Annotated in this window: 15 protein-coding genes; 6 read left to right on the forward strand and 9 right to left on the reverse strand. The window is 38.2% G+C overall.

The window, feature by feature from the left end:
- Nucleotides 1–287 precede the first annotated feature (287 nt).
- The 3 genes from NT010_15340 to NT010_15350 form a co-directional block, all read right to left on the reverse strand.
- A complete protein-coding gene (locus tag NT010_15340; protein MCX5807415.1) occupies nucleotides 288–590 on the reverse strand; it encodes a HigA family addiction module antitoxin in 303 nt (100 codons plus the stop codon).
- An 11-nt stretch (nucleotides 591–601) separates the two neighbouring features.
- Nucleotides 602–883, reverse strand: coding sequence for a type II toxin-antitoxin system RelE/ParE family toxin (locus NT010_15345; GenBank protein MCX5807416.1), 282 nt, complete (start codon nucleotides 881–883; stop codon nucleotides 602–604).
- 626 nt (nucleotides 884–1,509) lie between these two features.
- Nucleotides 1,510–1,887 carry a hypothetical protein gene (locus NT010_15350; GenBank protein MCX5807417.1) on the reverse strand — a complete coding sequence of 126 codons (378 nt, stop codon included), beginning with the start codon at nucleotides 1,885–1,887 and terminating at the stop codon, nucleotides 1,510–1,512.
- Nucleotides 1,888–2,129: 242 nt separating this feature from the next.
- Here NT010_15350 and NT010_15355 point away from each other — a divergent pair, with 242 nt between their 5' ends.
- Nucleotides 2,130–3,053 carry a 1-phosphofructokinase family hexose kinase gene (locus NT010_15355; GenBank protein MCX5807418.1) on the forward strand — a complete coding sequence of 308 codons (924 nt, stop codon included), beginning with the start codon at nucleotides 2,130–2,132 and terminating at the stop codon, nucleotides 3,051–3,053.
- A 24-nt stretch (nucleotides 3,054–3,077) separates the two neighbouring features.
- On the opposite strand, the gene NT010_15360 is transcribed toward NT010_15355, so the two are convergent.
- A complete protein-coding gene (locus NT010_15360; protein MCX5807419.1) occupies nucleotides 3,078–3,332 on the reverse strand; it encodes a hypothetical protein in 255 nt (84 codons plus the stop codon).
- 60 nt (nucleotides 3,333–3,392) lie between these two features.
- Here NT010_15360 and pal point away from each other — a divergent pair, with 60 nt between their 5' ends.
- Together pal and NT010_15370 are read left to right on the forward strand one after the other, a co-directional pair.
- Complete coding sequence (gene pal / locus NT010_15365; GenBank protein ID MCX5807420.1) at nucleotides 3,393–3,908, forward strand: peptidoglycan-associated lipoprotein Pal; 516 nt, start codon at nucleotides 3,393–3,395, stop codon at nucleotides 3,906–3,908.
- Nucleotides 3,823–5,016 (forward strand): KamA family radical SAM protein, encoded by a 1,194-nt coding sequence (locus tag NT010_15370; protein MCX5807421.1) that lies wholly within the window; start codon nucleotides 3,823–3,825, stop codon nucleotides 5,014–5,016. The genes pal and NT010_15370 overlap by 86 nt, the downstream gene beginning before the upstream one ends.
- Before the next feature lie 41 nt (nucleotides 5,017–5,057).
- Here the strand turns inward: NT010_15370 and pgsA are convergent, their stop codons facing one another.
- The 3 genes from pgsA to NT010_15385 form a co-directional block, all read right to left on the reverse strand.
- On the reverse strand, nucleotides 5,058–5,636 hold the full coding sequence (gene pgsA / locus NT010_15375) for a CDP-diacylglycerol--glycerol-3-phosphate 3-phosphatidyltransferase (protein ID MCX5807422.1): 579 nt from the start codon (nucleotides 5,634–5,636) through the stop codon (nucleotides 5,058–5,060).
- The gene (locus tag NT010_15380; GenBank protein ID MCX5807423.1) at nucleotides 5,626–6,249 is read right to left on the reverse strand and encodes a transglycosylase SLT domain-containing protein; all 624 of its coding nucleotides are present in this window, start codon (nucleotides 6,247–6,249) and stop codon (nucleotides 5,626–5,628) included. Before NT010_15380 ends, pgsA begins: the two co-directional genes overlap by 11 nt.
- A gap of 135 nt (nucleotides 6,250–6,384) precedes the next feature.
- Nucleotides 6,385–8,184, reverse strand: a complete 1,800-nt coding sequence (locus tag NT010_15385; protein MCX5807424.1) for an ATP-binding protein — start codon at nucleotides 8,182–8,184, stop codon at nucleotides 6,385–6,387.
- 607 nt (nucleotides 8,185–8,791) lie between these two features.
- Here NT010_15385 and NT010_15390 point away from each other — a divergent pair.
- Nucleotides 8,792–9,136 carry a hypothetical protein gene (locus tag NT010_15390; GenBank protein ID MCX5807425.1) on the forward strand — a complete coding sequence of 115 codons (345 nt, stop codon included), beginning with the start codon at nucleotides 8,792–8,794 and terminating at the stop codon, nucleotides 9,134–9,136.
- Nucleotides 9,137–9,295: 159 nt separating this feature from the next.
- On the opposite strand, the gene NT010_15395 is transcribed toward NT010_15390, so the two are convergent.
- Nucleotides 9,296–10,600, reverse strand: a complete 1,305-nt coding sequence (locus NT010_15395) for a TRAP transporter large permease (GenBank protein ID MCX5807426.1) — start codon at nucleotides 10,598–10,600, stop codon at nucleotides 9,296–9,298.
- Complete coding sequence (locus tag NT010_15400; GenBank protein MCX5807427.1) at nucleotides 10,593–11,075, reverse strand: TRAP transporter small permease; 483 nt, start codon at nucleotides 11,073–11,075, stop codon at nucleotides 10,593–10,595. Before NT010_15400 ends, NT010_15395 begins: the two co-directional genes overlap by 8 nt.
- A 604-nt stretch (nucleotides 11,076–11,679) precedes the next feature.
- Here NT010_15400 and NT010_15405 point away from each other — a divergent pair.
- Together NT010_15405 and rimI are read left to right on the forward strand one after the other, a co-directional pair.
- The gene (locus NT010_15405; protein MCX5807428.1) at nucleotides 11,680–12,360 is read left to right on the forward strand and encodes a molybdenum cofactor guanylyltransferase; all 681 of its coding nucleotides are present in this window, start codon (nucleotides 11,680–11,682) and stop codon (nucleotides 12,358–12,360) included.
- Nucleotides 12,361–12,873, forward strand: a complete 513-nt coding sequence (gene rimI, locus NT010_15410; protein ID MCX5807429.1) for a ribosomal protein S18-alanine N-acetyltransferase — start codon at nucleotides 12,361–12,363, stop codon at nucleotides 12,871–12,873.
- Nucleotides 12,874–12,875: the final 2 nt, after the last annotated feature.

Here is a 12,875-nt window from a genome sequence, read left to right on the forward strand (position 1 = left end):
ACCCCCCCCCTAAAGAAGGGGGAGGGGAAGCGGGAGACCAAAAGTGGAGGCTCATTCAGCTACCTGATGAAACGTCAAAAACCATAAAAAATGATTGTAAAGATGGAAAAACCGGGAAGCCGGGATTATGCAAAGGTCTTAAATTGTAATTCGCTCAGGAAAGAAATCTTGAATATTGAACAGATTTTTGTCCGTGCCGGTGTTTTGCCTTCAGCTAAAGAAAACAAGCTTCATTAAATAATTATGCTTCTCCTGCATAGCCCGGAAGGGAACACGATCCGGTGCAGTTATTTGTTAACTGCGTATGTTTTTACTTCCTGTTCCAACCTTTCTCCTAAGGCCTCGGCAGTAACATCGAGATCATACTGGGCCTGCAAACCCAACCAAAATTCAGCAGATATCCCGAAGAACCGTGCCAGCCTTAGAGCGGTATCAGCGGAAATTCTTCTTTTTCCAAGAACAATTTCATTTATTCTTCGGGCAGGCACACCTATACCTAGCGCAAGTCTATTCTGGCTTAGGTTCATGGGCTTAAGGAATTCCTCAGAGAGGACTTCACCGGGATGCACGGGATGGAGTATTTTTTTCATAATGTTTCTCCTTAATGGTAATCGGTTATTTCGACCTCGTGGGCATCACCATTTTGCCACTTAAAACAGACACGCCACTGGTCATTAATTCTTATACTTAACTGACCTTCCCGGTCGCCTTTCATTTTCTCCATCCTATTTGCAGGTGGAACTTTCAAATCCTTGAGAGTTTTAACGTTATTCAGTATCCGTAACTTTCTCAGCGCTACCTGTTGTATATCCTGCGGAAGTTTGTGAGACCCTTCACGGTTATATACTTTTTCGGTTTCTTTATCCTTAAATGATTTTATCATCTTAGAATATGGTATACCTACCAGCGTTTAACGTCAAGCGTTATATTTACGGTCAGATCAAAGTATTTCTGTATTACTCATTATTGCAGTTAACTTATAAGCTTTTTTCTGACGCTGCATTTCAGTTTCAGAAAAAAGCTGTTGAACTATAACGCTTATACTTACTATGGGCTTTCAATGGTTCAGCTTTTTGTATTATTATTGTCGTATCAGGGATAGACCCGGTGCATTTATACAGAGCAAGAGATATTTGTATTCCGGGAAGACCTGATTGAATGATTGAACCCCCCATAGTTTTTTACAACTATAGAGCAAAGCCGGTGAGGTGGGAAATATACATCTGTTGGGTTTTAGGGCTCAATCCCCGTAACTCCAAATCATCCTTCATCCTCTGTTTAAATGTTTTCATGGTACAACCTCCTTTGAATGGGTTGGCTGCCGTTAAAACGGCACATATGGAGATTGTACGCCTGAAGCAGGCTGTTTGTAACAAGGAAGAGTTCTGAGATTATGAGAAGATATGAGGGAAAGAACCTGAAAGAACTGTCTTGGAGGCAGCCACCGCGCAGCGGTTTAGTTCAACAAGTTGTCGAAAAATATCTGGCGTAAAGGCCCAGCGGTTCCTGCTACTTCGAAGAAAATCGTTTTTTCATTAGTAGAAATTTCGTATAATCGTCCCATAGATAAGGATTGGTGAGAGTTTCCCTGTTTATTTGAGCTCCGTATTTCCTGAACTCCTTCCTTTTTGCATTTTTAAAATAGTCTGAAGCCCAACGTATTTTTACTGCAAATGTAGAGACCTCTTCACCTGTCTGAAACATGAATATGGCAACGTCACCAACTTCCATAGTATTATTTCCGTTTTTTGGAAATTCATATAAAAGACCGGTTTTGCTGATATTTAATACTTTTACTTTTTCCTTAAAATCCGATTTTTTAATAAAAAACCGGCTGAAATTTTCTTTTTGTACATCACAACGTGCGTCAATCCTGTTTTCCTCCATATTCCGGTCTCCTTTTCAGAATTCATGTTATTTATTGAATGAATACATTTATTTTATCGCATATTCGATAAGAATATTAACGGCAAGAACTATGTCTTCAGGCACTGGCTTGGGCCTTTCAGGGCATGTTTTCCCGCTCGTTACAGCCAATACCTAAATAACATTGTGATTTAAAAAAACAATATATAATATTTTTGTAGCCATTTAGAAAAATATTTAATAAAATAATCCTTGAGGTTTTAATGATATATATAATTGCTCTTAATCCATATCTCGACAAAACAATAGATATTGAAGAACTTGTATATGATGATGTAAACGAAATTGTCGAGGAGAAAAACCATGCCTGCGGGAAAGGCATAGATGTCTCACGGGTCATCAAAGAACTTGGCGGTCAGAGCATTGTCCTTGGTTTAATCGGCGGTTACAGCGGTCTGGAGCTTGAAAGTATGCTCATAAACGAAGGAATAATCTGTGATTTTACACACATTAACAGCGAGACGAAAACAAATATCACAGTTTATCAAAAGCGAAAAAAAATACAAACATTGTTGAGCACCACGGACCCGGTTGTAAGTCCTATCGAACTCACAACTTTTTTAAATAAAATAAAGGAAATTCCAAGGAATAGTTTTGCAGTTATTACCGGAAATGCACCGGGTTTTATTAGTGATAATTTTTATGCACAACTCATATTAATTCTAAAAGAAAAAAATATAAAAGTAATTCTTGATACTGACGGCACAGCACTAAAAAATGGTATAAGTGCAAGCCCTTATTTGATAAAACCGAACATTCATGAGTTTGGCAGGCTTGTCGAAAAAAATATATCGGGTATTGATGAAATAATTGAGTATGCAAAACCTTATAAAAATGTTGTAGAATATATAGTCGTCTCGATGGGCGTCATGGGAGCGCTTGCTATTTCAAATAATATTGTATATCATGTAATTCCTCCTAAAATTAAGGTAGGAAGCTCCATTGGCGCAGGCGACTCGCTTGTTGCAGGCATTGTTTTTTCGCTCAGCACAGGCAATAGTTTTGAAGAAGCTCTTACTTTGGGCGTTGCAAGCGGTACGGCTGCAACACTTAATCAAGGAAGAGAGTTGTGTAAAAAAGAAGATATTGATAAAATAAAAAAAGAGGTAAATATTAAAATTATTTAATTTACTTATTTTTAATGATGTGTATTATATATTACATAATGAAAGGAGGTGAAAGTACATGAAGAAGCTTGTGATGTTATTCATAGCTATTGCCTTTTTTACCAGTTTTACTTTGGTAAGCTGTGGTCCATCAGCGGAGCCACCAAAGCCAGCGCCTAAAGAAGAAGCAAAACCGGCAGCACCAGCACCAGCGCCGGAGAAAGCTCCTGCTCCAGCACCAGCACCAGAGAAAGCTCCAGAGAAACCAGCACCAGCACCAGAGAAAAAGTAGTTTTTCACTTTTATCAGGGTATATCCATACGTGGATATACCCTAAACCAATGAAAAAAGAGGTGAACCATGAAAGTAAAATCATTTGGACTCATATTATTCGTTATTTTAATCTCACTGTCATTAAGTGGGTGCGGATGCTTTCAACAGCAGATGAAGGGAGAAACTCCTGCTCCTGGAGCTCCGCAGGCACAACTTGTTGAACCTGGAGCAAAAGCTGCAATTCCTGTTGAAACTCCTGCGTCTGTGGTTGCAGCGATGAAAGACGTGAACTTCGATTTTGATAAATATAATATAAGGCCAGGAGATGCCGAGATTTTAAAACAGAATGCGGACTGGTTCAGGGCTAACCCCGGCAAGAAAGTCCGGATCGAAGGTTATTGCGATGAAAGAGGTACAACAGAATATAACCTTGTACTCGGACAGAAGAGAGCTGATTCTGCAAAATCATATGTCGGCAATCTTGGGGTTGATACTAAACTCATGGAAACAGTAAGCTATGGGAAAGAAAAACCGCTTGATCCGGGACATAACGAAGCAGCATGGGCAAAAAACAGAAGGGCTCAGTTTTTACCGGTTCAGTAAAATGGTGCAAAAAAGGGAGGGAACTTCAACTGCCCTCCCTTTTATCCATACTTCTGAAGAATTATCAAACCATCTACATTTAGATAATAAAACAAAAGAAGAAATAAAAAAGGTTTCCAAACTCTATTCCTTTAGAATACCAAAATTTTATTTAGACCTTATGGAAAAAGACAATCCTCTTTGCGCCATAAGAAAACAGTCTGTACCTTCAATTGAAGAGCTCGCAGGCAACGGCAATCTCGATCCTTTAAACGAAAAAAATATATCCCTGACGCCATCGTTTTTTAAAAGGTACCATCATAGAGGTGTTTTTTTAGCAAGCTCGGACTGTGCTATGTATTGCAGATTTTGCAACAGAAGAAGGCTCATCGGTAAAAAATGGGATGCCAGATTGTATTGGGAAGATACATTCCAATATTTAGAAAAGGATAGAGAAACGCATGAGGTCATCATTTCCGGAGGAGACCCCTTGATGCTCTCACCCGATGAGCTTGATTATATTCTAACAAGATTAAGATCAATTCAAAGCATAAAAAGCATAAGGATAAGCACAAGAATGCCTGTTGTGTATCCTGAAGGTTTGAAACAGGGTCACTTTGATGCTTTAAAAAAGAGTTCGCCTTTATGGATTGTAATTCACATAAATCATCCTCGCGAAGTTTCCAGAGATTTTATTGAAACCACGAGTCGATTAAGGGATGCCGGCGGTATCGTTATTAGTCAAACTGTTCTTTTAAGAGGTGTAAACGACTGTCCAAACGTTCTTGCCAGATTATTTGAAAACCTTATCTACTGTGGCGTTAAACCTTATTACCTTTTTCAGCTTGATGAGGTAAGGGGTGCAGGACATTTTAAAGTAAAACTAAAAAAGGGTATTGAGATAATGAGATATTTAAGAGCTAATATCTCTGGTCTGGCAATACCGCAATATGCATTGGATATTACCGGAGGTCTCGGCAAGGTTCCTGTAGATTACAAATATATAAAGAAGAGATACGGCAATAAAGTTCTTGTTGAAGGCCTATCAGGCAAAACAGGCATTTACAATGATGACGCAAAACAGAGTAATTGCTCAGGGTGTAATATCTGCAAACAGAACCTTCTCTGATATGAGATCTTTTACCTGTAAATGCATTACCGTTAAGACATTTACAGTTGTTTGTTAGGCATTCTGAATATTGCAATCATGTAATGTACGGCAGAATATATGCTGAAAAAAAGTGAAGCATATAAAATTATCAATCCAAGGCTGTGCATTATCCGGTCAAATTTGTGTATAGAACTGTAAAAAAGTATACAGGTAATCCCGACGATTTGCAGAGCAGTTTTTAGTTTGCCTGAAAAAGATGGATAGATATCAATACCTTCTGTTGCATAAAAAGACCTGAGGCCGTTTATCAGAAATTCTCTTCCGACGAGGATTAATGTAATCCAAAGAGGCACAAGCCTGTAATATGAAAGTGCAATAAGGACCGAAGTAACAAGCAGCTTATCTGCAATAGGATCGAGATAGAGCCCAAGTTTAGTTTTCATGGACATTTTTCTTGCAATGTAACCATCAAGACCATCTGTTATGCCTGCAATAATAAACAAAAGGCACGCTGCAAAGATCAATTCTTCTTCTTCTGTAGATATAAAAATAATTATAAGCGGTACGAAAAGTATTCTTATTATGCTAAGTCTGTTGGGAAGCGTCCAGAGGGATGCTTTTTCATCTTTAACCTTCATTTGGCTTCTTTAATTTACCATAGTAATATTTCACTCTTTTTATGAATGTTCTGGTTTCCTCAATGGGTGGAACTTTCATATTATGCTCTATAACTTTATTCGGTCCTGCATTATATGCTGCAAGCATTAATTCAATATCTCCATCAAAAATACCATCTAACAATTTCAGGTATTTTGTTCCTCCCATAATATTGTCGTCAGGATCAAAGGGATCGTCCACCTTCATGAGTCTTGCCGTATCGGGCATGAGCTGCATAAGCCCTTGTGCACCTTTGTTGGATATTGCATTCGGGTTAAAATTGGATTCAGCCTTCATAACAGCTTTTATAAGTGAAGGATCCATTCCATGAAGCTTTGAATGATGCATAATTATCTTATCATAATTACCGTTTTCAATATTTTTTGACAGAATGGTCGTATTTTTTTCGGATATTACAACATGGTATTTCTTGCCGGCAGGGAGAATATTTGTAAAATGATATACCCCACGCTCATCAACGTAACCGTAAATACCTGCATATCCATATATCGGTATGAGGCATATAATGACCAACATTATTACTTTTAAATTCATTGGCTTATTTTCGTAAACTTTTGCAAGCTTGTCAAGCATTTTGAACTGCAATACAAAGCCTTACCATTGAAAACAGTGATTAATGCTAATACATAAATCACTCCTGGTGTTTTGTGCATGTTGTCCACGCCTTTATTAATGGGGTTCTATATGCTACCGGCATATTGAACAGCTTTATTGATGGCAAGGGAAAATGAACGTAAAGGTAGTTCCTGTTGATTGACTGCTTTCTACTTCTATTGATCCTTCATGGTCTTTTATAATTTCATATACAATAAATAAACCCAGACCTATACCTTTGCCTTGCTGCTTGGTCGTGAAGAAGGGTTTGAAAATATCCTTCAATACATGCTTTTCTATACCTGCCCCGCTATCCGTTACTTTACATACAAGCTGCTTTTCATCTTTGTTTAATGTTTCAATGGTAATAACACCGTTTTCATCACCAATGGCATCGATTGCATTCTTTATTATATTAATAAATACCTGACACAGCCTGGCAGAATTCCCTTTAATAATGCTGTTGGCAGCATTGAATTTTTTATTAATGGAAATCTTTTTTGTTTTATACTGATTATGAAGTATTCTTAAAGTATCTTCAATGGGGGCATGTATTTCTACAAGCTCCTTTACTTCCTCTTTCTGTCTTGAAGCTTCAAGCAGGCTTTTAATAATCTCTTTTGTCCTTTTTAATTCATTCAGAGAAAAAGTCAGGTCATCGAGAAGTTCACTTTGACCTTCAATGTGTTCGATGTAGTATTCAAGGGTACTCATAACTCCTGCAATGGGATTGTTAAGCTCGTGGGCAATACCTGCAGCAAGCCGTCCAACAGCAGCAAGGCTTTCACTCTGAATGAGGGCTTTTGTCCTTTCATCGACAAGTTTTTCAAGGGAATTTGAAAAATCCTGTATCTTTTTATATGAACCGGCATTGTCAAGGGCAAGGGCTATATGATTTGCAAGGATTGATAATATCTCGGTTTCCTCGCCTGTATAAAGACTCATATCGCCTTTTTCACCTAATAACAGATATGCAGGATACAATTTGGAGGGTACGGGCAGGGACAATCTGTAACCCTGTTTCCAAAATTCATCATTTTCACGAATAAATCTGAAAGCCTCGTTTTCTTCTATTCTCGGAACCATCTTAATATTACATTTTTCGAGATTGAACGTTTTTAATAATCTTTCAACAATTGTTTTTTTAATTTTTCCTACATTATAGAGTGTTAATATTTCAAAACTGAGGTCTTTTATAGCCTTTCTATTTTTTATGAATTCCTGCTGTAGAAACTGTACGAGAAAATTTTGTATTCTTTCCTTGGAAAAATAAATTAAAAGGAATGTAAATAACATTGCCATCAACGATATCAGGTCAGTGTTTAATGACTTTCGAAAAAGGGTTTTTAACAGCACCTGAAGGCCGACAAAAAAGCCTGTGGATATAAGAAGCAGAGTAACGAACACAATGCCTTTATTCAGGAAGATTTTCCATTCCATCACATCATGCCGGTAAATTGCATATCCGAGGAGACACATAGGAACAAAGATAAAATTGCCGATGGGATATGCCTCGTATCCCCACATGATAACAACATCAAAATGGTTTACAAGTGCGGCAAGACCAAAGCTTAAAATGATATATTTTATTCTTGTTTTCTTGATTGAAACCTTTTCCTCCTTCAGATTTTTGAAAAGAAGGAAAAGAGAGAGCACAACGCTTAACGTGCAGAATGTGCCAAATATATAAAATAACGGGCCTGAAACAGCAAAATAACCGAAATAATACGGCATGACACCGGTCAGGTAAAGGGGGTGCTGCGTAAGAGGTACAAGAAGAAACGCAATGATATAAAACACTTTCACAAGCGGCATCCAACCCTTATGTTCCGTTGCCAAAATTGTAAAGTGAAGATACAGGGGAATAATAAAAACAAGAAAAGCATGGTCTATTCTGCTTATCCTGATTGCCAAGGCTTCATCCTGAATAATTGTAAGCAAAGTTTTATCGATGTTAAGCATGCAGCCAATTAAACATATCAAAGAAAACAGAAGATTTACACGCGCATTCTTTGATTTAAATATTCCCATCAAGAATAGTATGAAAAGGATTATCGAGCTTAGCAGAGGCGGTATGCTGTATGTATTCATCGTGTTATTTCTGAAATTACTATAAGTCGGGAATTGGTGCAAGAAAATTATTTTAAATGGTGAACTAAACTTTAAAGGCAAATACCAGGGTCAGCCCTTGGCATTTGAATTATCAACATAAATATCCTTGTGAGAAGCCAACGGACGAGATGTGGCAGTCAAAGGAAAAGCATACTGGCCGCGACTTGTCTCACGATGACAAATCAAGGATAGAGAACGCATGCGGTGCATTTGTCTTTTGTATTTCAGTTGACATGCGTTCCTGGTATTTGTTAAGTACACTCAAAGCAGATATCTGGTGGCATTAACTGCACCGCCATAAGCATTGTGAGATGATCAACTGTCATTTTCCTGCGTTGTCCCAGGCTTGAATCGGCGTATTTACTTGCAAAGGAACATACAATGACAGACTACAGAAGGACGGTATGTAATGGATAAAAAAAAGATAAAAGTCCTAATTCGTGACCTGGGCATTTTCTGGTTTTTGGTGATTATTTTTGTTCTTATCTGGAGGCACAATATTGCTGTTACCGGTTTTATAATAACTGTTTATCTCATACGATATTTCATATGGCCTGATAATGAAGACCATGTTGTGTTCATTGCCGGTGCAGTTCTCGGTTCAATTGCTGAGATCATTGCCACAAAAGCCGGTACCTGGAGTTATGCGCTGCCCACCTTTCTTAATATACCTATCTGGCTTCCTTTTGCATGGGGTTTTGTTTCAGTCCTGATTATTCGAATAGCCCAGGTTTTCCTGAGAAACAGATACTGAAAATGAACTATCCTGCCGCAAGTACACGGTTCAGCTCTGTATACATTCAGCGAAGCAGCATTATGGGGGATGCAGGTTATTGTGGAGGAAGCGTTTTCCTCCGAAAAAACCGGCTAAGCAAGTAGAGACGCAAAATTTTGCGTCTCTACAATTGTCTTTTTAGCCCGGCATTAAAAGTCCCGGAAGCCATGTAGCAAGTCCGGGCCAGATAAAAAGAATAATTGCCCCGACTACAAGGCTTATCAGAAAAGGATATACACCGGCATAGATTACGCTGAAAGGTGTTTTGGTAATATTCTTTACAACAAAGACATTGATTGCTACAGGTGGTATGACAACGCCAACCATAACAGTAATACCAATCATGATACCAAACCATAATGGATTATAACCGAGCTTGATAATTGCAGGGTAGAAGATAGGGGTTGCCAATATCATGAATGCAAGATCATCAATAAAAGAACCGCCGATAAGATAGATAAAAGTTATAAAGATCATTATAAGCCATGACGGAAGGGAAAGGCCTACGATCCAGTCAGCGGCAATCATAGGTATCCTGGTTACGGCAATAAAATGTCCAAGCACGGTTGAACCGGCTATGAGCATAAGCACCATACATGCAGTTCTTATTGATTCTGAAACTGATTTCATATAACCCTTGAAGTTCAAGTCTCTCTTGGCAAAGGTCAGAACAAGCACGAAAAAGGTTCCCACACTTCCTGCCTCGGTCGGTGTGAAGAATCCCTTGAGAATGCCGGCTATCATCAGGATAAAAATTGCAATAACCCATATAACTTCGGGGAGCGCCTTGAATCTTTCCGTCCAGGTAAATTTTGGACCCCTGGGGCCAAGAGCAGGATTAATTTTGCACCATCCGTAGATTATCACAATAAAAAAGAAAGCAATAAGAAGGCCTGGGCATATGCCCGCAAGGAAGAGTCTTCCAATCGACTGGTCGGAAATAATACCGAATATAATCAGCGTAACACTTGGCGGCAATAAAATACCCAGAGTTCCGACAGTTGCAACAATGCCCGTGGAAAGCCTTTTGTCATAGTTGTAACGGTCCATTTCAGGAACAGCGACGCTTGCAAAGGTTGCAGCAGTTGCCGGGGAAGACCCGCAGATAGATTTAAAGGCAGTTGCCCCTACAACGGTTGCCATAGCAAGACCGCCGGGGATATGCCCTATGAATTTATATGAACAGTCAAAAAGCCTTTTTGCAATGCCTGAGTTAAAGGCAACCTGTCCCATCAAAATAAAGAGAGGAATAACGGTAAAACCATATGAATCAAAAACATCGAAAAAATCTTTTGCGAGAAGGTTTAATGAAGCACTCCAGGAGATGAGATAGCCAAATCCGATGAAACCGATGAGAATCATGGCAAAGGCCAATTCAATACCTGTGAGAAACATAATCAGTATAACTGCTAATCCTATCAGTCCGACAGTTACCTCATTCATATTGTCCTCCGGCAATCTTAACGATATCAGATATAAGTACAAGGCACTGTATAAAGCAGCATACACCCAATCCGTATGCGATAGGATAAAAAGGCATCTGGCGTGTAGTACTTACTTCTCCTGATTGGTAAAGACCAAATCCGTAAACAAAGAGTTGCCAGCCTATAAGAATAAATAAAATGATGCCGGTGATTCGTGTAGAAATATTGAACACATTTTGAATTGTTTTTGAAAAACTATTAATAGCAAAATCTACAAAGATATGAGCCCTTATCCATGATGTAATGGGAACGGCAAATCCTATAACGATCGCTCCGCCAAAACCTACTATTTCGTATGTACCTACAATAGGGCGATTGAAAAGGCGCAAAAACACATCTGACACTGTGACAAGCATAATAATTGTCAGCGCACAGCCGGAAATAAAACCCATCCATTTACTAAGTTTCTCAACAATTTTTAGAAACCCACTCATAAGACCTCCTGAGGTTGAAACTTTTTCCAATGCTTGTTTTCCTGCAAAAATATCAGATAAATATTTCCATTTTTGTATACACTTTGTCAAGCTAAAACATTGGCGACAATTCACCTATTGCAGGGATCAGGCTTTTACCGTGCAAGACTTTGTAGTCTATTACCCTGATCTCGGCATTGCCATTGTTCATATTTGTTCTACGTAATCAGCATGATATCAGGTATATGGGACATATTGTTTCATTGAATAACTTTTTTGATTCGCCTATGTGCATAGCCTTTAAACTGTATTATATGTTCTGTATAAAGAATTATGTTCTGTATCTAAATTATATTAACGAATGCAAGGATATTTTGTCAACAGGAATTGCATGGAAATATTGATCTGTTATTTTTGTGACATACTATTTCGAAGAAGTATTAATTTTTATTATGTATAACTTATTGCACAATATAGGTAAAATATTTATGTTTTTTCAATAAGCTGCCATCTTTCGTTTCAAAAACCATAATATAGTATATACACATCGGGATATCCACAGAAGCGTTTTATGAACTGGAAGTTGTGCCTTTACACGTTCGCCAAAAGATGGTAAAAGCTATACATGAATATATCCTGCGCTATTCTTGCCGGAGGTAAAAGTTTAAGAATGGGGCGCGACAAGGCAACCCTTCCTGTCGGAACTAAACTGCTGATAAACATGGTGCATGATGAAGCAAAAAAGGTTTTTAAAGAAATCATTGTCATCTCAAATCACCATGAAAGAATTACGGGTATAGATGCCCCTATTTTTAAAGATATCCTGCCGTTACAAAGCCCTATTGTTGGTATTGCATCGGCGCTGCTATATGCTGATACGCCTTACGTCTTTGTTCTTCCCTGTGATGCGCCTTTTGTCTCGGAAGAATCAATAGAATACATGATAGATAAAGCACACGGCGAGGATTTGATAATCCCCAGATCAAAAGGGGGATATGAACCGCTTTATGCGATATATAGCAGATCCTGTATTCCTCATCTATTTAAATTGATAGCACAGAACAATTTAAAGGTCAGAGGCTTATTCCCTTTCATTTCTGTTAAAGTGTTAGAGGAGCACCCATATTTTATAAATAATGGTTATTCTGTGTTTACAAATATCAATGCAATCAATGATCTGGCAATAATTCAGAACCAGGAGGGTACAGGAAACAAAATATTCCCCCAGACTAATGGAAAAAAGTCTACCGGAACCGGCAATGGAACACAAGAGGAGAAGCCCTCTATGACAAGTCATGGGCATTGAATGATAAACGAGGGACGACAAATTCTAAAAGACGAAGAACAAGATAAATATTCCTACGATTCTTGCAGTAGAGAATTGATGATCGGCAAAATGAAGGATAGTGATATCAAAAATGTCCTCGATATAGAAAAACGTTCTTTTATTACACCCTGGACAAAGAAAATGCTCTATGAAACATTGTCTTCACCTATATCTGCCAGTTTTGTCATTGAAACAAACGATCTTTTGCTCGGTTACATTATGTTGTATTATGTGCTTGATGAAGCTCACATATTGAATCTTGCAATAAATCCCGATTACAGGGGAAGAGGATACGCCTCACAGCTTATCCGTCATATAATTGAATACTGTGCTAAAAAAGGTATATCGGATTTTTTTCTTGAAGTAAGAGATGGTAATATTAAGGCTATCAATTTATATAAAATGTTTGGTTTTAAAGTTATCGGAAAAAGAAAGAAATATTACACGGACACGCATGAAGATGCTCTTGTAATGCAGCTCTCATTATGTTGAAT

Source organism: Pseudomonadota bacterium (assembly GCA_026388275.1).
In the GTDB taxonomy this organism is placed as follows: domain Bacteria; phylum Desulfobacterota; class Syntrophorhabdia; order Syntrophorhabdales; family Syntrophorhabdaceae; genus JAPLKB01.